The following is a 20,920-nucleotide window of genomic DNA, read 5'->3' as shown; positions in this document are numbered from 1 at the left end:
AAAGCAATGAGCAAACGGACCGAAGAATTGAAGATCCGCATCTCGCCGGAGGACAAGGAGCGGATAAAACTCAAAATGGAGGACGCTGGCGTTCTGAATATGAGTGCCTATGTCCGCAAGATGGCGCTGGACGGAATCTGCATCAGGCTGGACTTGCAGGATGTGCGCCAGCTTACTGTCATGCTCCGGCGATGCTCCGATAATCTGAACCAGTACGCTAAGCGGGCGAACGAAACCGGGAGCATCTATGCTGCGGACATTGAGGATTTGCAGAAGCGTCTGGACGAGATTTGGGAATTGTCCGGACAATCCCTTACCTGTCTTGCCGCAATCCGATGATGGTGGCGAGAATTGGGATTGCCGCTTTTCCACTTTGTAGGGGCGCGCAGGCTCCGTCTTTTCCTGGGTCGCAGGAACAATAGCGTTCGTGAAACGAACGCGCAGCCAGCCCCGGCAACGGGGCTGTTCACAGGGTTTGGGGTACGGCCCCAACGAGCAAAAATGGACTTCCAGCGTGACCGCTGGAAGTCCATTTTGAGCATTTGTGGGAACAAATGCACTGCTCGCGAAGTAGCGAAACTGTCACCGCATAACCTTTTCCAGCAGAGTTCTGTAGCTATCCACCACATCGTAAACTACTCCATCGCCGGAAATGGCTTTGAAGTGTTCTCTTGCGCAGTGGATTTTGGATTGCTCAATCAACCGCAATTGCATAGAACGCATAGAGCCTTTTGTTTCCGCCACAAAGTAAATGTGTTTGACACTTCCCTCATAGAAAGCAATGGCCCAGTCCGGGTTATAATGGCCCACCGGCGTTGCGATATAAAACCCGTCCGGCAGCTTCACATAGACCGCCACATTAGTATTCGTATCAAGTTCGGCGGCAAAATCCCGTTCTCCGGTGGAGTCATAAACGATATGGTCATACAGATGTTTTTTTGCTTTCATTGCGTTGAATCCAAGCCTGCCTTTGATTGTCGGATCGGTAAAGACATCTGCGCCATAGTGGTCATCCAGAACATCATAGGTGATATGCTCAATAACCGCTGTTGCTTTCTCGTCGTTGATGAGAGCTGCGGCTTTGACGATAAACTCCTCCGGGTTATCCTTAAACTGACTGAATACAGTAGACTGGATGCCCTTTAGAATGGCAACAAGGGCTTTGCGGGTCAGCCCGGTTTCATCAACCAGCTTTCCAATCAAATCATACTTCACATTGGAATTTGCCGTCATAGTCACACTGTAGCTGGCGGATTCTTCTTTCACAAAGGATGCACCGGAAAGCAGTTCTTCTTTGGATTGGATTGCCGTCATTGCCCCGGTCTCTACCTGAAAGTGAATTCTGGAGACGCGCAACTTGCTGTCCAAGGCGGCAATAGCTTTTTGGATCAGTTCCTCCGTATCAAAATCTACAATATAGACAGATTTGGCGTTGATTTTTGACCACAGTGCCTTAAATTCCGGCATAGCCAATTTGTCCTCATCCACCTGCAGCTCTACATTGTTGCTGCGGGCGTTTTCCGGCTGCATACTGCGCTCGTCATAAATGGAATCAATGATCGCAAGCACTGAGGCGGCGGAGCCTGCGACTTCTTCCGCTACTTTGAGTTCACCGTTTGCCTTATCTTCATAATATTTGTCAGTCAGTGCGCCCTTGCGGTCGATATAACCATTGACGATCATATCGAAGTGGATGGCGGAGGACGTGGCTTGGTCGATGACCTGCTCATTGCCATGCTCGTCTTTGATAACCTTACCGACGAACAATTCCACTGTTACAGCGCGGGGACGGTCGGCGACCGCTTCGGCCATCTCCGTTTGCAGCCCCTTGGCGAAAGAGTCGTAGCTTTCACTGGCAATGACAGTGAGAATGTTGATGTTATGCACATCGTTGCCAAGGACATTGGTATCCATTCGCTCGCCGTTCTGGTTGACGCACAGGCGCAGGCCGCGCCCCACCTCCTGCCGCTTGCGGACATCGCTGCCGCTTTGCTTCAAGGTGCAGATCTGGAATACATTCGGGTTGTCCCAGCCCTCCCGCAGGGCGGAGTGGGAGAAGATGAACCGCACCGGGGAGCGAACCGGGTCGCGGTCCAACAGCAACTCCTTGTTCTTCATAATCAGCTCATAGGCACTCACATCATCAGAGGTCGTTTCTTTACGGCCAACCTTGGAGTTGACCATTTTGCCTTTGCCGTCCACCGAAAAATAACCGGCGTGGGTCTTTGATGCTGAGATAGCCTGCAAGTACCTGAGATACTCATCGTCGCCAATGGCAAGCTGCATACTTCCAATAATGTCCTCGTACTCCTCCTCAAATATGGCGGCATATTTTCCGTTGACTGGCTGGCCAGCCGCATCATATTCCCGGTAGTTTGCCACTTCGTCAATGAAGAACAGCGAGAGGACTTTGATGCCCTTGTAAAATAGCTGGCGCTCCCGCTGGATGTGGGAGAGGATGGTTTCCCGTATCTGGATGCGCCGCAGCTGATCTTCGTCTACTGCTCCAATCACATCTCCGGCAAAAATTTTGATGCCGTTGACAAACTCCACCGAGTCGTCCCGCCCGTCGATCTGCTTGACCACAAATCCGTTTCTGTATTCCTCCAGTCCGCCGGAGTAGTCGTAAAGGTTGTCTCCAATTTTGACGATGCGGCTCTTTTTCTTTGGAGCTCCACTGGCCATCTTTACCTCGAACTGCAAGGTGGCGGTGGGGTCGCTTTTGGAGAGATTGATGCTTTCCAGATAGAGGTAGCTGTCGGTAGCGGTGCTGCCGCTTTCGGTGATACCCTTTACGGCAATCTTCTTGACCAGCCGCCGGTTGTAAGCCTCCATAGCATCCAGACGGAACACCATATTGTAGATGCTGTCGCTTTTGTGGGTGGCGGAGTAGCGCAGGGTCAGAAGCGGGTGGAATTCCTTCAACCGTTCTCTGGTCTGTTTGCCCTCCACCGACTGGGGCTCGTCAATGATCAAAATTGGGTTAGTTTTAGCGATAATATCAATGGGCCGGCGGGAACGAAATTCATCCAGCTTCATGTAAATCCGGCGGGCATCCTTGCCTTTTGCATTGAACGCCTGGGAATTGATAATCATCACATTGATGGAGCTGTCCGACGCAAAGCGGTCGATCTCCGTCAGTTGGGCGGAGTTGTATATAAAAAAGCGTATCTTCTTCCCATATTCCTCGGCAAAATGCTCCTGGGTCATCTCAAAGGACTTATACACGCCCTCTCGGATAGCTACGCTGGGAACGACAACAATAAATTTGCTCCAGCCGTAGTGCTTGTTCAGCTCGAACATGGTCTTGATGTAGGTGTAGGTCTTGCCCACACCGGTCTCCATCTCAATGGTGAGGTTGTAGCCGTTGGCCCGTCCCTCCAGCTTGTCCGACGGCTTGATCTGGTTGGCGCGCTGGATTTTGTTCAGCTGCTCCAGAATCCGCTGGTCGGACAGCTCCGGCACGATCCTCTGGTTGCTGAATCCGGTGAAGTCCCGTTCTTCATTGACACCGATCTGATAGTTGCCGCTGCCTCGGTCCATCATATAGGTGGGGGTCAGATAGGGCTGTCCGGCAAAGACATCCACAACGGCCCTGGCCGCGTCGGCCTGGAATTTCTGGTGTCGGTATTGAAGTCGCATGAACATTCACCTCCTTTTTTTCTCAATGTGAGCTTGTATTGCTTGAATAGATTCTGCTCTATTGCTTTCAATCATGCTGTCAATTTCCTGATCCGTTTTTTCGCTTGTGCAGGGAATCAAAAACAAATTATACCCAAGAGAAAACATAGTACAAATTGCCGCATTAGCAAACGCAGAAAGGAAACGCATATCAAAAGCTGGAACAACTTTACCTTCAAAAACATAACGGTAGTCAACAAATGCATTGGAAATGAGAATAAGTTCATCTGTTCGGCGCTTTGGATCTGCATATTCTGGTGCTTTTTCAGCCAAATGACTCCAGATTTCATCTTGAATTGATTTTGGCAGCATTTCAAACAGAATGAGCAAATTGTGCTCTTTGCCATATTCAATGCCTCTCTTAAAGAGGATTGCTTTGAGAGTAATTTCAATAGAAAACGCTCCATTGACAAGCATAGGAATCCACAGCAACATTTTGTCTTCAACTTCTCGGTTCAGCTGTTCCAAACCTATGTACGCATTATAGAACGCTTTCGCTTCATAAACGATAAAATCAGTGCTCATCAAATCACCTTCCCTTGGCTGAGGGCATCAGGGACTTTTGCTCCATCTGCCGATGTTCCAAGGGCCTGACTATCCTCCGCCTGCTATTTTCCGAAACACTGCTTCGGATTTTTAATCAGTCAGACACTTCTGACCAATTACAAAACCTTCACCCTGGTATCCGGAGCCAGCATTTTGAAAATCTCGCCCACATTGATCTTGGCGGGGCTGTCGGCAAAGCTGCTGTCCCGGAACACCGCCCGGAGGGGCTGACGCTTGGCGATCTCCTTGATAACGGTGTCGGGGATATTCTCGTCAAAGCAGGCAATCAGGTCGCCGTCGTTGTAGGTGTGGACGGTGCAGTCCTCAATTTTTTCGGATGTGTAGGGCATGGATAGGGGCAGGCCCCACTCCAGCAGACAGCCAAACAGCAGGTCCAAGTCGGTGCGGTCAGGCTTGATGTTGCTCACCAGCTGGTCAAGCATATTTTGTCCATACTCCCCGGCGGAGTAGTACACATCGGTCATGTTGGTGTCGTCCAGCTTGAACACACGGAAGCCGCCGTCAAAGGGCTTGCCGGGGTTGTCGGCGGCGATTTTCTTTGCGGCCTGGCGGATGCGCTCTTTGCCGATTTCGCAAATGTTTTGGTATCCCGCCTTGTATGCCTCGCTCTTTTCGTCACAGGGTTCGGGCAACTGCACCATAATGAATTTGCGATGCCCTCCGTCCTCGGCGTTCAACTGCATCACGGCGTGGGCGGTAGTAGCGGAGCCGGAGAAGAAGTCGAGAACTATTTCAGAAGCCGAAACGAGCATTTGGCAAATCATTTGGATGTACGCCCTTGATTTTGGGAACGACATATAGTCGCCCTCCAACAATTTTTTCACCTCTTGAGTGCCGACCTGGTTGTTAATGGACTTATCATCCCAGATAGACTTATACTTCCGTGTGCGTTGTCCAGATTCTCTTACCAAGTAATCTTTCACAAAAATATCAAATTCATTTCTGCGTTCAATCAAGCGTGGAACCAATCGCAAAATATCAGCCGAGCATTTTTGCTTTCCCCACATCCACCTTCCATCTCTTCCATCCGATTTTTGAGGGAATACAGAAATCCATCCTTCCTGTTCATTGAGAGAAATCTCATTTGTTTGAGGATTTACATATATGGGGAAGAACATATCAGGCCTATCTTCTCGTAATGATGCTACACCTCTTTGACGGAGGCCAAGCAACCTATATGCTCCTATCTCATCAGAATGGCAATACTCTGCCTTTTGCTCATCAGTTAGTGGCATTCCGTTAATTGCGCATAATGCCGATTTTCTTGCATAGCACAAGAGATATTCATGTACAGTGGCAACAAAGCGGTCCGATTGACGACCTCTCGGATTATTTTGCACAACAATTTTCGCAATAAAGTTTTCTTCGCCAAAAACTTCATTGCATATTTCACTTAAATTATCTATTTCATTGTCATCAATAGAAATGGCGATAACTCCATCATCACTCAACAAATTTCTCGCCAACATCAACCGGGAATAAATCATACTGCACCAATCGGAATGAAACCGTCCGTTGCTGTCGGTATTTTTAAACAACCGGTCGCCGTTCTCGTCCACCTGACCGCTCTCTTCGCTGTATTCCTCGCCGCTCATGGCAAAATCGTCCCGATAGATGAAGTCATTTCCGGTATTGTAGGGCGGGTCAATGTAAATCATCTTCACCTTGCCCAGATAGCTCTCCTGCAAGAGTTTCAGCACTTCCAGGTTGTCGCCCTCAATATAGAGGTTTTCGGTGGTGTCCCAGTCCACGCTCTCCGCCGGACAGGGCCGCAGGGTCTTGCGAATGGGCCGGTTGGCCTCCACGATAGCGGCCTTTTTGCCCACCCAGGTGAACTCATAGGCCTCGTCGCCCTTCAGTACCACATCAGACAGCAGTTGCCGCAACAGGTCAAAGTTGACCGCCTTTTTCAGCTTGCCGTCCTCGCCCTGGGCCTCGGTCACGCAGGCGGGGAACAGAGCGGCAAGTTTTTCGATGTTGGCTTGAGACAGGTCAGGGGTTTCCATTTTCAGCTTGTCCATTTTGTCCTTCCTCCGTGTTAGTTTTTGGAATTAAAGACATGAATCTTTCCATAAGCTCAAGTTGATTATCTTGATATCGCTCCTGCTTTTTCAGCATATCAGCTAATCCAACGGGCTGATAAGAATTTTGTATGGTTCTTAATGTGACATTATCCTTATATCCCAACGAAACAGCTATGACTTCTAACAAAGTCTCTCTTTCCTTTATCATCTTTTCACGCTGAGCCGCATCGGGTTTTTCAACAGAAAGAACATCATAATATTTTTTCCACTGCGCAATGACTTTTTTATCCTTTGCGAACACAACTTCGATTAGATTCAACGCCTCGACACTTGCATTTGTCCAGCCATAAATTCGACTCGCCATCAAAATTTTGAAAATCTGCATTTTGTCATCACGTTTTCTTGCCCTATCCTGCAATTTTTGCCCGATAATCACAGAAACAATGGGGGCTAAAATAATGGCAGCTATATTGATATAATCTGAAAAGTCCATCACAATTCCTCCAACTCTTTTTTCAATCGTTTCAATTCAGCATTCAACTGCACCTGCTTATTCAGCTGCTTTTCCCGACGCACCTTCACTTGCAGGATTGCAATCTGCTTTTGCAGTTCCTGTCTGCGTTTGTCCCGCTCCACGGACTCTTTCAGCGTTTCGTCTGCCCCGGAAAGGGTTTCCCCGGCAATCTGCCGAACAAAGTTTTCATATACTTTATCGGTATTCAGGCCGTCCAATTTAAGGGGCAGGGCGGATTCCTCCATCCAATCGGTATGGTAGTAGGTCCCAATCTTGAACGCGTTTGATCCGCTGCCCGCCGCCTCTTTATAGGCCGTCCACGCCTGATATTTGCCCTCATACTCCAGCAAAAACAGGATATGGTAGGGTATCTCCTTGTCAATCTGCCGCAGAACAGCCTCGTCCAGCTGGGGCGCGGACAGGCAGACCTCGAACACCTCGATTTCCGTAACTGCCTCCCCGGCGGCAAGGTTCATTGTGGCGGGAGCAATCTTGTTCCGCCACCAAATCACCCTGATCTGTTCCACAAAGATACGCTTCAGCGCTGAGGAAATGGTAAGGTTTTCGTAAAACTTCTGCTTTGGGATGCGCCGGTTAAATTCGGTGCTTTTAGGCAGACCAAGCATGGACGAACCTCCTTATTTGACCGCTAGGAAGCAGATCAGTTCAAAATCATCCAGCCCGGATACCGCATTCATCAGCGCAGAAGTGCCACCAGCGGAGAACAGACTGTCAATGTCGCTTTCTTCCTTCACATCCATAATAGAGTTGATCGCGTCGGAAAGAAGCTGCGACACATCCTTCATGTTCCTGCCATCATCCGTTTCCACGTTGAATTTTGCGCACAGCGGCATGAGCGGTTCCGACTTGCCCCGGCACAGCAGTCGAATGGTGTCCAGCAGCTTCTTCGGGTTCAGGTAGTCGCAGACCACCTCGCCGTCTAAGCTGATATAGACCATGTAAAAAGGATGGATGCGGTTCTGATTGTCGATATTGACGCTGTTGTTGATATTCCGTAGGACAAAGATCACGCCCTCCGGGTTTTCTTCGGTTGCAGGTACGACGGCATGAAGCCCCTTTGGTTTTTTCGCCAGGTCGCCGTGGGTCTTGATGTAGTCCAGCAAATCCAGCCGGAACTCGTTCAGCCCCAGGTCCATGATGGAGATGCCGGTGGACATATCCTCCATATCCACCACTTCCTCCTGGAGCCGTTTCAACTGCTGCTTGCGGTATTCCAGATCTCCTTTTTCTTCCGGGTTGATCAAATCGTCATCACCGGTGGAGGTCATAACGGAAATTTTCATCCGGGTCTCCACACGGGATTTCAGGTTGATGTATTCGTCCAGCGTCATATCCGGCCAGAAATTCACCAGCTGGATCACCTTGTTTCTGCTGCCGATGCGGTCAATGCGTCCGAACCGCTGGATAATACGCACTGGGTTCCAGTGGATGTCATAGTTGACCAGATAATCGCAGTCCTGCAAGTTCTGGCCCTCGGAGATACAGTCAGTGGCGATCAGAATATCGATCTCCTTTGTACTGCCTGGCATCAGTACGTCCCGCCCCTTGGAGATGGGAGAGAAGCAGGTCAGCACATTGTTCAGGGTAGCTTTCAGTCCCTTGATGGTGGTGCGTCCGTCAATACTTCCGGTTATGACCGCCGTGTCCAAACCGTACTTCTCTTTGACATATCCGGCTACTTGGTCATACAGATACTCCGCCGTATCGGAAAACGCCGAGAAGATCAGCACCTTCTTGTTACCCACGTTGATGGGAGTACGCATTTTTTCGTCCAGTAAATGCAGAAGGTTCTGGAGCTTCAGGTCATGTTCCGGCGTAATGTCGGCTATCATCAATGTCAGCAGTTCAAGATTTTCCGCATCCTGTTGCAGTTCTGCACGCCAGGTCTTATAGTCCATATCAGCCAGATCGATTTTCACCTTTTTGCCTACAGTGAAGTAATCGGTACTGCCGTCCTCCATATCAAAGTCATCTTCGGACGCTTCGATCATATCAATGTCAGCCTGACCGTATTTTTCATAGTCATCAATGGCTTTGATTGTGCCAGTGATCAGGTCAAGGATTCGCGTAAGCGTCAGGTTGAAGGAGTACACAGAGCTTTCCAGCCGCTTTAAGAGATTGATGCTCATCAGCCGCCGGATACCTTGTTCACGCCCTTGCTGAGTAAGGTTGTTGCCCTTGTTGTGAGTCAGGTCGATATACTTGGCAATCTTGCTTGGAAAGATGTAGTTTGACGGCGTATAGATACACAAACTCAACTGGGTCAGCAGCTCAAATATCTGGTTGTAGTTGATGGCACTGGACAGGTCGGTCATACTGGGACGCAGGGAAATCGGTTTCAGCCGCTCCGGGAATTGTCCAATCGCCGCCGTATCGTAATACTTTTCGATGTGCCGCCGGGAGCGGGCAATCGTCACACTGTCCAGCAGTTCAAAGAAATCAAAGTCCAACGTGCGGAGCAGGGCATCGGTAGTACGCACATCCGGGTCGAGTTTGCTCCAGGCATTGAACGATTTCTGAGCTTGCCGGAAAATTTCGTCAATGGGCTTTTTTGTGTCCAGCGCCTCATTGATGAAGTCCGGATTTCCTTCATAGGCGATGGCAAGCTGGTTTTTAAGGTCGGTAAAGCGGTTATTGACCGGCGTTGCGGACAGCATCAGCACCTTAGTCCGAACGCCCGCACGAATCACTCTGTCCATCAGCCTTATGTAGCGGTTCTCCTGCGTATTGGCATGGGTTCCAGCGCCATTACGAAAATTGTGGGATTCGTCAATCACAACAAGGTCATAATTGCCCCAGTTCAGCCGATCAAGGTCAAGCCCGTTGGATGTACCGCCGGAGCGGGACAAGTCTGTATGAAACAGCACATCATAATTCAGTCGGTCGGCGGCAATGGGATTATTGACATAGTTGTCTTTGTAGGTATTCCAGTTTTCTGCCAGTTTTTTGGGGCAGAGGACAAGTACGGATTTGTTCCTGTTTTCATAATATTTAATAACGGCAAGGGCGGTAAAAGTTTTGCCCAAACCAACGCTGTCAGCCAAGATACAGCCGTTGTACTGCTCCAGCTTGTTGATAATGGCAAGAACAGCATCCCGCTGAAAATCATAGAGCATACTCCAGATCTTGCTCTGCTTGAATCCGGTTGCCTCATTGGGCAGGACATCCTCAGAAATATCGTTCAGAAATTCGCTGAAAACATGGTATAGGGTCATGAAGTAGATAAACTCCGGCGAATTCTCGTTATAGGCTGTACTGATGTTGGAGATAATCATTTCGGTCACATCCTGCATCTTCTCGTGATCACTCCAAAGCGTTTCAAACAGCTGCATATACTGGGTGGAGAACGGTGCCTCCATCCGGTTGACCATGTTGTAGCTGTTATTGCCGCGTTCACAGCCGATATCCACTGTTGTAAAGCCATTCAACGGCATATAGGCGGTCTGCTCCACAGGAGAATCGACTGTCATAAATCCGCCCATGTTTTCCCCAGTGACATTGGATTTAAAGATAGCTTTACGCCTGATCCAGTCAGCACACTCTCTGGCAACAGCCCGTTGGGTCATTTCATTGCGCAGCTTGATTTCAAATTCTGTACCATATAGGCTGGTTTCTCTGCTAAGTCTTGGAATATAGAACTCCCGTCTTTGCTTTTCGGCCCGCTCTTGAACGAAGGTCGGGGAAGTAAAGATAAAACGGAATTCTTCTACCTGTTCCAACTGATGTTTCAACTCTTTGTATGCATACATGGAAAAGCAAGCGGCCGCTATGGAAACCTTGCTGCCACGCTGTATCGTTTCTTTCAAGTCATCCCGGACGATATCTGTGATATTGTCAAATATTTTCATCACAAGCTGTCCCTTTCCAATCGTTATAGCTTATCCTTTTTTGCTCAACTCATGTTTTGGTATGGGTACACCATAGAGGCTACGCCTATACAGATTATATTATACACTACCCATCTCCGGAAAACAATTCCTCTTTCCCTAAAGTTCCAAGAAATTTTGCCATAACCGACAGAAAGGGCAGAAACTAAGAACGCTCAGATATTAATCAGAGGACAGCACCCTGTGGATGCTGTCCTCTGCCCCTTATATAAGCCAATTTGTTCGTGGTTATTTTTTGTCTGCATTTTATTCAGTATTCATATGTCAGCCCATTTTGTAGTAAGCCCATAGCGTCGTGTGCGAAGATTTGTTAACTACGGTGAAAATATCCTTGACAAATGTTCTCTTGGGTCTGGATGCTGCCGCTTTCTCCCTGCAATTCATCGTCACGGCTCAATCTCAAATAAAGTGCGGTGTTATAAATCGTTGTATTGTATGGTTGTTTCACGGTTAAAAATCCTCCTTCTAAAAGAAACAACCCACGCTTATACAATACTCGCTGGTACAAGTATATCATAAGCGTGGGCTGATTGACAGTCGTTATTCCGTATTTTTTCAGGAAGCGGCGGCAGCGTGCTGGATCACATCTTCCAGCAGGCTGTCAAGCGGCTTCCCATCCTGTGCGAAATGCTCCGATACCTTGATACGGACTTTCCCCATGACAAAATACTGGGTGCCGTCTTTTTCGGTAAGCAGGGTGCCGCTGTTTTTGTTATTGCTCTCGTTTTTGCTTTTTGCCATAGGCAGTTACCTCCATAAATGAAATATGCCCGACAAGGGAATGTCAGGCAGGTGTACAGCCGCAGACTGTCTCCATGTCAACCGAACCGTGTCAACCGGCAGAAAAGACTTTGAAAACAATCCATAGGCGCTCTATGATTACTTTTTACTTTTTCTTTGATTTCTTGGTTGACATGGTTGACAAAGGAGAGAAATGCCCCAAATATCAGGCTTTTCCCCGTCAACCGGCTGTCAACCGAAGCGTCAACCAAACTGTTAACCGGCGGCTTTTCAGAATGGCAGTTCCATTTGCCGGGCTTCTTCTTCCGTGATTTCCTTAAAACCGTCCCCCTCCGGCGGGGCTTGGTTGACACGCTCCCAGCCTTTTTGAGAACCGTATTTCTTATACCGCTTCGGGCTTTTGTAGGCTGCCCAGCCCTGTATGATGCCGCCCGCAATGCCAGTATTCATAATCTCGCAGATTGCCCGTGTCTCCCAGTCTGCCGGGGAATTTAAGTTCCCCAGCGCTTCCTCATAAAGCTGTTTGGAGCATACCCTGTCACCGGTGTAGTCCTCCAAATAGGCGTAGATCATGCCAGCTTGTGTGTCCTCCTGCATGAAGTCCTGCTGGTGGGCGTTCAGGTATCGGTTCATTTCTATGCTGAATGACAGCTTATACTTCCCACTGCGGTAAACCGTCATGGCTTCCGCCCACATCTGTTCGATATACGCCCTCGCCGCCGCTTCATCATCCAGTATGTGAACCTCCGCCCGTTCCGGGTACACCGTCACGGGGAGAAAGCGCCGGTTGCCGGTGCGGTCACGGGGTAAAAAGTCCTGCCGGTTGGTCGTCCCTCCGAATACACATTGCCGCAGCCGGTCTGCCGGGTGTGTCTCATACGGCACTTTGTAGGTTTCTTTCTGGCGGCTTAAGAATGACTTGATTTCCTCAATACTCTTGGCGTTGGCTGTGGCGATCATCTCCGACATCTCGATAATCCAATGCCCTTGCAGCTTGCGGTACACATTTTCATCGTCCAGCTTCTTCAAATCGTCTGAAAACCATTCGTCCCTGCCTGCCAGCAGCCGGAAAAAGGTAGATTTCCCGGCTCCCTGACCACCAACCAGACAGAGCATGACCTCAAACTTGCTCCCCGGTCTGAATACCCGCCGGATGGCTCCCATCAGGAACAGTTTCAAGGCTTCATAGGTGTATTCGTCCGTATCGGCTCCCAGAAAGTGATGCAGGGCGTAACGGATGCGCTCTGTGCCGTCCCATTGCAGGCTGTTCAGGTAATCCCTGACTGGATGGTAGCGGTTTTCATTGGCAACAATCTTGATGGCGCTCTGCACCTTTTTCTCGCTGGTAAGCCCGTAGTTTTCTTCCAGATACAAAAGCAGGTAGTTTATGTCCATGTCGGTCAGCGTGGTACTGGTGCGCTCCCAGCCCAGCGGCTTCACAATGTCAATCTGCTCCGTCAAAAGGTTCAGGCGCAGCGCCCCGCGAAACAGAGGGTCACGCTGGAACACCGTCAGGCAGTTTCGGATGCTGTTCTTCACGCCGCCTTTCTGCGTCCCCTCTAATGTTTCCCGGATTTCTGCCGGTGTTTGCGCCGGTTCCATTGTGTCCATCGTCCTTTTGACCACTTCCTGCGTTTCCGGCGGCAAGCTCTGAAATTCGCTGTTCAAGCCGCAGCACCTCCTTTCCCTGTGCGGCGATCAATGCCGCTTTTTCTTCTATTTCTCCGTATAACAAAATATCCAAAAGGTATTCTGTGTAGCTTATCCTCTGCAACGCTTCCACAAAAAGAGGATGCCAGATGGCATCCTGCGGCTGTGGGGCGTATGCTGTTTTCCAATGCTCCAGCAGGCGCAGATAATCGCATAGCACCCGGAAACAATACCGTTCCGTTTCCTGAAATCTCTGCTCCGCTGATTTTTGTCGGGGCTGTGACCTGTTGTGACGCTTCCTATCTGGCGGTGCATTGCCGGGTTTCTCATAGGAAACGCCGAAGTCCTTCGCAAGCCTGACCGCAGCTTCCCGTTTCCCCAATCCATGCAGCAAAGCGGCAAAGTCGATCACATCCCCGGAAGCCCCGCAGCCGAAGCAGTAAAAGCGGCTGTCCACTTTCATGCTGGGCGTGCGGTCATTGTGGAATGGACAGCAGACCATGCCGTTTCTCCCCACCCGGATTCCATAGAATGAAGCAGCCTGCCGGGTGGTAACAGACTGTTTCACCGCTTCAAATACATTCAAATGCTCCCTCCATAAAAATACCGGCAGCGGTAAAGCTGCCGGTTATATCATAGCTCCATCTCATGTTTCTTTCTCTGTACTTCCTGTGGCTGCTCCCTCCGGCGCAGTGCGGTATCTACGGCGTTCTGCACCTGCCGCAGCCGTATGACTTCCTCCCGGAGTGGCTTGTGCTGCGGAGACAGTTCGGCATACTCTGTTTTTAACTGTGCATATTCCTGTTTCCATGCTTTCAGGGCAATGGGTTTTCCGTCCAGTTTTTCTTTCAGAATACGGCGGGCGGCATAAAACAGCCGTAACTCCGCATCGTGGGATGTTTCAAATTTCTCCCTCTGTTTCTTAATGATAACTCACGCTTATTTGTCGCTTCTCGGTACGGTTTCGGAGCCTTTTGCCATCCATTCAAAGAAAGCAATTTTGCTGACCTTGATAAGTCTGCCCCTGCGGAACGCTGGAAAGCCGGGTGTGTGTACCAGCTCATAGGCGCTCGCTCTTGAAATTCCCATAATCTGCTGAATGTCCGCCACATCCAGAACCAGCGGTAAATCCTCGTAGCTGTTCAATCTCTTTTTATCGTTCATTCTGTTCCTCCCATAAATCAAATAGGTTAAAATGCTTCCTGTTGCCGTTTTCCCCAAAAGCCGTTTTCCTGCCCCATTCCTGCGGTGTTTCCCTGCATTGGTGCGCCGGATGCGTCACTTCTCCTGCCGGTCATATCCCTTTTGGACGGTCATTCACTTGTCAAGGTACTGTGCGGTACGAAATTACCAACTGCAATCATCATAGCGTACTATCCTTGACAAAACAATGATTCTGCGATACCATGAGTGTAACGGATATAACTGAATTATATAATTACCATAAACAAAGGCAGGGGATAGGGATGGAGAATCAGTTTATACGACATGAGCCATGTTTTGAGAGGATTTTGTTTGTCCTGACGCTGGACAGGAAGAAAATGAAAGAGCGGATTTTGATTGGGGAAGAACAGCAGATCCGCTTCCGGCTGAACGGGAGCCAAAACACAGAGGTGCTTTGTGATATGACACGCCCGCTGGGAACTTTTTTGATAAACTTTGAGCGTGACACGGACAGAGATTGGAACTTATACGGGCTTTCTCCACTGCGGCAAGCCCTCCACTCCAACCGATGGAAACAGCCGGAGCTGGAGCAGGCGGCAAGCGAATTTCTCTGGGGAAAATATCTTAGCAATGACCCTCTGAAAATGTATGTGGCGTTCCGTATCTGGAACAGCTATCTGCTTTCCAGAGAACCCCGTGACCGTAACGCTGCCTGTGACCGCTTCATGGATAAAATGAGCAGCCTGACCGGGGTATTCCATAACGAAGCCATGAGCTTTGACAGGGAGACAGGAAAACCGAAACATTTTCAAGCTGGCAGCCTTTATTTCAAAGGCGCACCATCAGAAGATACCCGGCTTGACCTCTGGTTCCCGGACAACCGTCGCACAGAAGAATGTGTGTCTGCCTATGCGTCCCTCTACCCGTTGATTACCTATTATCTGAACAGGCTGAATGACTGGGGGCTTTGCTTCCGGCAGTGCAAGGTCTGCGGGAAATATTTTCTGGCAAAGAGCCAGCGGTATGAGCTGTGCAGCGACAAGTGCCGCAAAGCACAGGCGCTTCAAAACAAGCGGGAATTTGACGAGAGGGCAAGAGAAAATAACTATGACCTGCTTTATAAAAATGAATGCCAGAACTGGCGCAACAAAATAAACCGGGTAAAAAATACCGCAGGCTTTCCGGCTGACTGTCTGGAAAAAATACAGGCTGCCTTTTCCGACTTTAAGAAAGAAGCCTTACAGAGAAAAAAGGCTGTAAAAACAGGAACAGCCAGCCCGAAAGAATTTGCGGACTGGCTGTATCAGCAGAGTAATGTAATTGTTGAGCTGACCGAGATATGAAAAACTTTCTATCGTCAATTTCGCATTATTGCAATAACAGATTGCTTCTTCCATGAATGGTAATATTATCATCAAACTTTTGGAAGAACTATAAATGTCCGAGGTGCCTTTGATTTCGACAGAAAAACAGGCTGAATTGTTACAACGCTCGGACATTTCAAAAATCTTTTTGAGAAATGGCGGAAAAAGCGGGGCAGCATACGCCGCCCCGCCGATCTCAAAAGGTCATTCCATTGCCCGCATTTGTTCTGTTAATGAACGCTTTTTCAAATCCCGTATTTCCCATACAGAAAGAATCAACTGTAAAAGAATCAATATTAGTAGATATCCACCTATCTGCATTGTTGGAAATTGATATGAGAGATTTGGCATACCGAATAGAATACCAACAGCTTTGCTCACAGGAATAGCTATGGGAATACCAACCAAAAGAACGATTCCAAATGAAACAAGTACATATAGCAATCCCTCTGTTATGAGAGAACGATATAATTGTTTTAGGCTTAATCCAACAGAGCGTAATGTACTGATTTCCTGTTTACGCGCTTGATGGTTAGAGAGCGTCATATTGATTAGATTGATTATTCCAAACAGCAAAATTAGTAATGACAGCATTTGCAAACTTCCAAACAATAAGTTCATAGAAGATTCCATGTACTCTACAACATCATTATAGCTGCAAATAGAAAGCCCCTTTTCTTTAGAGGTAATTTTCTGCTGAATGGCTGATTCTATTTCATCATTATAAGTTTTATCAGTTATGATCTCCCATGAGTAAGCAAAATTTTCTGTGTTTGTGAATAGTTGTTGTGCAAGTTCTTGTGTAATTATAAGATTCGCTGGATCAATAGCATCTGTACCGTTTTCGGTTCCGACAAAGCTCTTATCAAAGAAACCGGAAACAATACATTCTATTTCCTCTCCACTATTTGTAATCTTTATAGGTGTCCCTTTTGTAATCCCCAGTTCCATATATCCATCTGTCAATAAAACTTCAAACTGGTTCTTAGGCATTTGTCCATCTATCAAATGTTGTTCAACAAAGCTAAAATTACCTTCTGTACTTTGAACCGAAATTATATCACACATTCCCTCAGTAGCATTTCCATTGATAGAATAATGACACATTCCTACCGAATCTCTAAGTGGTATAATCTTTTGGATTCCTTTAGTATTCAAAAGTTCTTCTTTCAAAGATTCATTTAGCGGATTATTTGTTTCGTTTTTTCCAACTGATTCTTCAGAAAGATATATACGGAAGCTTCCGCCGTTTACAAAAAACTTTTCACGGACAAATTGCTCTGGCGTATTACTAACTGCTGCGGATGCAGATATAAATAAGAGTAATCCTCCAAATATCAAGGAAAGCAATGTACTGGCTGTCTTTTTCTTATCGCGTCCAAGATTTAATAGAGCTAAAGAGTAAGGTGAAATTTTCTTATTATGTTTTCGAGATTGCATCGGAGCATTTCGATAAGCTATATATCGTACTGCCTCAATAGGGGAAGTAGTTGCCGCAATTTTAAGCGGCTTGCGAACAGATAATTTCACCATAAGAGTGCAAATGATGGAAACACCTATCATTACAAAAGGAATATTGATAGGAGAAAATCCGCTGGAAAATTCATTACTTCCCAAAACAGTTCCGACAATCGCACCCAAAACAATACCCGGAGGGATTCCAAGCCATGATAAATATCTACTTTCATAGTTTATCATTTTCTTTATCTGTAATGCAGTTGTACCTAAAGTGCGTAACTGTCCGAAATTTCTTATTTTTTCATTGATAGAAATTCTGAAAATACTTTGGATTACCGTTATACCTGCAAATAATACCAACACGGACAAACTTACAAAAGTTAGTATATTTTCAAATGACAATCCCATATTCTCTCTAAAAAAGAGAAAACTTAAGCTATAATCAGCACCAATTTCTTTTCCAATAGAAGCAATTCTTTCTTTTAGAATTTCTTTTGATGTTGAATCTGCATCAGCAAAACAAACATAGCTTTGGTATTTTGCAGGATTATAATTAGAGCTATTTTCTACAAACGATTTTGATATATAGCACGAGTAATTGCCCTGTGATTCAGTCGAGCTTTCCGTAATCCCAGAAATCACAAAATCTTGTGATTTTCCGTTTATTTGAAAAGAAATTTTATCTCCGATTGCAGTATTAGAAAAATATTTGTTCACCATTTCACGGTCAACTGCAATTTCATTTTCTTTAGATGGCATAGTCCCATCTTTTAGTGTAAATTGATTTCGGGCAATATAGCATGCCGCATCATCCATATATGCCAAATACAATGAATATCCCTCTGGCATTTTTATTTCTCCCAGATTGTAAAGCGACGCTACCATTTCGATTTCTGGTTGATGACGAAGTTTTTCAATTTTATCCTCTGTCAGATTATCATAGCTGGCTTGAAAAGTGGCCATATTATTTTGAGATTCCTGAAAAGCAAAAAATAATGTTCCACACATTGACATCAAAAACGCTGCCAGTGAAATAGCAATTATTATCATAAAATTCCGGCGCTTCTCGCTTTTCAAACTCTCCTTTGCCAGCTTCTTTGTAATGGCGCTGGTATCATTTTCAAAAGGCCATGTCATAGCTTGCCACCTCCTTATTCCACAATCTTGCCGTCCTCAATGCGGACAATCCGATCTGCAAGACGGGCTATGTCGTCATTGTGGGTAATCATCACAACAGTTTGCCGGAACTCCGCACTGGTACGCTTGATAAGTCCCAGCACCTCGGCGCTGGTCTTGCTGTCAAGGTTGCCGGTTGGTTCGTCGGCCAGCACAATAGCCGGTTTGGTAATCAAGGCGCGGGCGATAGCCACACGCTGTTGCTGGCCGCCGGAAAGATTGTTCGGCATATTTTTCAGTTTATCTTCCAGTCCCAGCAGGTGAACGATCTCGTCCAAAAACTTCTGATCCACCGTGTCCCCGTCCAGCTCCACCGGCAGGACGATGTTCTCATACACATTCAGGATGGGAACAAGGTTATAATTCTGGAAGATAAAGCCGATGTTGCGGCGGCGGAAGATGGTGAGCTGTTCGTCGTTCTTCTTTGCCAGTTCTTCGCCCCGGACGATCACGGTTCCGCTGGTGGGAGTGTCTAACCCGCCCATCATGTGAAGCAGGGTGGACTTGCCGCTGCCGGAGGTTCCCACAACAGCCACAAACTCGCCGTCCTCCACGGAGAAGTTCACGCCGTCAAGGGCGCGGGTGATGTTCGGCTCTGTGCCGTAATACTTTTTCAGATCAATCGTCTGCAAAACGCTCATACTCAAAACTCCTTTCAAGGCTTTCTGCCTGTTGATAAGGTCATTGTAAAACCCAAATGTCCGCGAAATGTTACAGCGGCCAAAAAATTTCATTGAAAATCGGGGTGAAATGTTACAATGCTCGGACATTTCAAAAAAATTTACGGCGGGCAGCCGGAAATGGCCGTCCGCCGCGTTCTATTTTGTAGGCAGCATAATGGAAAATTCCGAACCCTTGCCCGGCTCCGAAAACACTTTGATATAGCCGCCCTGCCGCGTTACGATCTCGCGGGCCAGATACAGGCCAATGCCCACGCCCTGCTGTTCGTGTACTTCTTCCTCACGATAAAAGCGCCGGAAGATGGCGGCCTGATTGCTTTCGGAAATGCCCTTGCCGGTGTCGGTCACTTTGATCTCCACATACATTTCCCACAGCACCACAGACACCGTGATTTTCCCGCCTGCCGGGGTGTACTTCACTGCATTGTCCAGCAGGTTAAAGAGGGCTTCGGATGTCCACTTGCTGTCATGGGAAACGGTCAAATCCTCCGGGCAGTCCACGGACACGGCGATTTCCTTTTTCTCCGCTGCATACACGATCCCACTCATGGCCTGCGCCACGGTATCAAAGAGGCGGCCCGATTTCTTATCCAACTGGATCACGCCCGTTTCCAGCCGGGAGGTTTTCACAAGGGCCTGAAAGAGAAAGTCCAGTTTATCCGTCTGGCTGCGGATTCCCCGGATAAAGTCGGTGCGCTCTGCCTCGGTCATAGGCTTTTCCAGCAGGGTGTCCGTCGCCATTTTCAGATTGCTTACCGGCGTTTTCACCTGATGGGAAATATCCGATACAAGGGTCTGTAACTCCTGCCGTTCCTCGTCCACCCGGCGGCGGTTCTCCTGCATGATCTGGTAAAGCCTTGCCAGCCGGTGTCCGATTCTGGCAAGCTGGGTTTCGCTGTCCTCCGGGCGCTGGGGCGCTTCATTCCCGGCGATCATGTGGTCTAAAGTCTGGCACAGGTCAGCGGTAAACTGCGACAGCCGCTTTCCAAACGCCTGCGTCAGTACAAAAATCCCCACAAGGGCGCACAACAGCAGCGCCCCGCCCGTCAGCAGCACCGCAATCTGTTTTGTCACAAGAAACAGGGCTATGGTGATTCCGGGCATGGAGAGGACAAGCCCCATTGCCACCCGGCCAAACAGCCGCTTTACCGAGAGGTTCTTAACCTTCATTTTGCCTCGCCTCCCGTCCATTGATAGCCCATGCCGTAAACGGTCTTGATGTAGGGCGCACCGCCGTCGGATTCGATCTTGCTGCGAATCCGGCTGATGGAGGTTGTCAGGGTGTGTTCGTCCACAAACCTCTCGTCTATATCCCACAGCTTTTCCAAAAGCTGCCCACGGGTCAGCACTTGCCGGGGATTTTTGCGGAACAGGTTCAGCATTTTATACTCCATCGGGGATAGGGTCAGGGGCTTGCCGTTTAGGGACGCCGTCTGCTCCGAGAAGTCCAGAAACAGCCGCCCGTCGTCGTAAATGTCCTTGGCCGGTTTGTGGTGTTCCAGCATAGCGAACATGGCTTTGATTTTTCGCTGCAAGGCCCCGATCACAAAGGGCTTTGTGATGTAGTCCACCGCGCCCACCTCATAGCCCCGTATCTGGCCGCTCTCCTGATCGTTGGCGGTCAGGAATATTACGATGGTGTCCGGGTGCTGGGGCTTTATCAGCTTGCACAGCTCAAAACCGTTCCCATCTGGCAGGTTAATGTCCAACAGCACTAAATCAAATTCCCGCTGGCGGATGGCGTCGGCTGCGGTTCTGGCATTTAGAGTAGAAGTCACGCCGTAGCCGTCTGCGGTCAGGTTATAGGCTAACATCTTATTCAAAAAACTGTCGTCCTCGACAATTAAAATCTGCTTCATATCCTCACTTCCTTTGCTTTTTGCAGATAGTATAACAGGCAAATGTCCGAGAATTGTTACAAGGACAAATATATTTATCATTTTACAGCTTTTTTATGTGTACTGCAATTTTATAAAAGAAAGGACAGCAGTAT

Annotated in this window: 16 protein-coding genes and 1 pseudogene; 2 read left to right on the top strand and 15 right to left on the bottom strand. The window is 48.1% G+C overall.

Annotated features, from left to right (window positions below; translation table 11 throughout):
• The first annotated feature begins 6 nt into the window (after positions 1 to 6).
• Entirely contained in the window at positions 7 to 339 is a 333-nt protein-coding gene (locus tag U8U01_RS02315; RefSeq protein WP_322169811.1) for a plasmid mobilization protein, read from the top strand.
• A gap of 243 nt (positions 340 to 582) precedes the next feature.
• On the opposite strand, the gene U8U01_RS02310 is transcribed toward U8U01_RS02315, so the two are convergent.
• The 11 genes and pseudogenes from U8U01_RS02310 to U8U01_RS02260 all read right to left on the bottom strand — a co-directional run bounded on the left by U8U01_RS02310 (position 583) and on the right by U8U01_RS02260 (position 14,249).
• Positions 583 to 3,642, bottom strand: a complete 3,060-nt coding sequence (locus tag U8U01_RS02310; protein ID WP_322169809.1) for a type III restriction-modification system endonuclease — start codon at positions 3,640 to 3,642, stop codon at positions 583 to 585.
• A 6-nt stretch (positions 3,643 to 3,648) separates the two neighbouring features.
• Positions 3,649 to 4,206 carry a HEPN domain-containing protein gene (locus tag U8U01_RS02305; RefSeq protein WP_322169806.1) on the bottom strand — a complete coding sequence of 186 codons (558 nt, stop codon included), beginning with the start codon at positions 4,204 to 4,206 and terminating at the stop codon, positions 3,649 to 3,651.
• A 137-nt stretch (positions 4,207 to 4,343) separates the two neighbouring features.
• Positions 4,344 to 6,269 carry a site-specific DNA-methyltransferase gene (locus U8U01_RS02300; RefSeq protein WP_322169803.1) on the bottom strand — a complete coding sequence of 642 codons (1,926 nt, stop codon included), beginning with the start codon at positions 6,267 to 6,269 and terminating at the stop codon, positions 4,344 to 4,346.
• Positions 6,241 to 6,765, bottom strand: a complete 525-nt coding sequence (locus U8U01_RS02295) for a DUF6680 family protein (protein WP_322169800.1) — start codon at positions 6,763 to 6,765, stop codon at positions 6,241 to 6,243. The genes U8U01_RS02300 and U8U01_RS02295 overlap by 29 nt, the downstream gene beginning before the upstream one ends.
• A complete protein-coding gene (locus tag U8U01_RS02290) occupies positions 6,765 to 7,412 on the bottom strand; it encodes a DUF4391 domain-containing protein (RefSeq protein ID WP_322169798.1) in 648 nt (215 codons plus the stop codon). The genes U8U01_RS02295 and U8U01_RS02290 overlap by 1 nt, the downstream gene beginning before the upstream one ends.
• Positions 7,413 to 7,424: 12 nt before the next feature.
• Complete coding sequence (locus U8U01_RS02285; protein ID WP_322169795.1) at positions 7,425 to 10,655, bottom strand: helicase-related protein; 3,231 nt, start codon at positions 10,653 to 10,655, stop codon at positions 7,425 to 7,427.
• A 364-nt stretch (positions 10,656 to 11,019) separates the two neighbouring features.
• Positions 11,020 to 11,211 (bottom strand): annotated as a pseudogene (locus U8U01_RS02280) (recombinase family protein); the annotation flags it as partial.
• 38 nt (positions 11,212 to 11,249) lie between these two features.
• A complete protein-coding gene (locus U8U01_RS02275; RefSeq protein ID WP_004849804.1) occupies positions 11,250 to 11,435 on the bottom strand; it encodes a hypothetical protein in 186 nt (61 codons plus the stop codon).
• A gap of 270 nt (positions 11,436 to 11,705) precedes the next feature.
• Entirely contained in the window at positions 11,706 to 13,046 is a 1,341-nt protein-coding gene (locus tag U8U01_RS02270) for a virulence-associated E family protein (RefSeq protein WP_118392954.1), read from the bottom strand.
• Positions 12,931 to 13,671 carry a CHC2 zinc finger domain-containing protein gene (locus tag U8U01_RS02265; RefSeq protein WP_144124320.1) on the bottom strand — a complete coding sequence of 247 codons (741 nt, stop codon included), beginning with the start codon at positions 13,669 to 13,671 and terminating at the stop codon, positions 12,931 to 12,933. Before U8U01_RS02265 ends, U8U01_RS02270 begins: the two co-directional genes overlap by 116 nt.
• Positions 13,672 to 14,024: 353 nt before the next feature.
• A complete protein-coding gene (locus U8U01_RS02260; protein WP_120474617.1) occupies positions 14,025 to 14,249 on the bottom strand; it encodes a helix-turn-helix domain-containing protein in 225 nt (74 codons plus the stop codon).
• Between the two features lie 302 nt (positions 14,250 to 14,551).
• On the opposite strand from U8U01_RS02260, the gene U8U01_RS02255 reads away from it, so the two are divergent.
• On the top strand, positions 14,552 to 15,592 hold the full coding sequence (locus U8U01_RS02255; protein ID WP_118392959.1) for a DUF6076 domain-containing protein: 1,041 nt from the start codon (positions 14,552 to 14,554) through the stop codon (positions 15,590 to 15,592).
• A gap of 225 nt (positions 15,593 to 15,817) precedes the next feature.
• Here U8U01_RS02255 and U8U01_RS02250 read toward each other — a convergent pair whose 3' ends face one another.
• The 4 genes from U8U01_RS02250 to U8U01_RS02235 form a co-directional block, all read right to left on the bottom strand.
• Positions 15,818 to 18,208: an ABC transporter permease gene (locus U8U01_RS02250; protein ID WP_178068863.1), complete on the bottom strand. Its 2,391-nt coding sequence runs from the start codon at positions 18,206 to 18,208 to the stop codon at positions 15,818 to 15,820.
• Between the two features lie 14 nt (positions 18,209 to 18,222).
• Positions 18,223 to 18,888 (bottom strand): ABC transporter ATP-binding protein, encoded by a 666-nt coding sequence (locus U8U01_RS02245; protein ID WP_007890430.1) that lies wholly within the window; start codon positions 18,886 to 18,888, stop codon positions 18,223 to 18,225.
• Positions 18,889 to 19,065: 177 nt separating this feature from the next.
• The gene (locus U8U01_RS02240; RefSeq protein WP_322169692.1) at positions 19,066 to 20,097 is read right to left on the bottom strand and encodes a sensor histidine kinase; all 1,032 of its coding nucleotides are present in this window, start codon (positions 20,095 to 20,097) and stop codon (positions 19,066 to 19,068) included.
• Positions 20,094 to 20,786 carry a response regulator transcription factor gene (locus U8U01_RS02235; RefSeq protein ID WP_322169690.1) on the bottom strand — a complete coding sequence of 231 codons (693 nt, stop codon included), beginning with the start codon at positions 20,784 to 20,786 and terminating at the stop codon, positions 20,094 to 20,096. Before U8U01_RS02235 ends, U8U01_RS02240 begins: the two co-directional genes overlap by 4 nt.
• Positions 20,787 to 20,920 lie beyond the last annotated feature (134 nt).

The organism is Acutalibacter caecimuris (assembly GCF_034335085.1).
In the GTDB taxonomy this organism is placed as follows: Bacteria; Bacillota; Clostridia; order Oscillospirales; family Acutalibacteraceae; genus Acutalibacter; species Acutalibacter caecimuris.
This window is presented reverse-complemented; position numbering and strand designations above follow the sequence as displayed.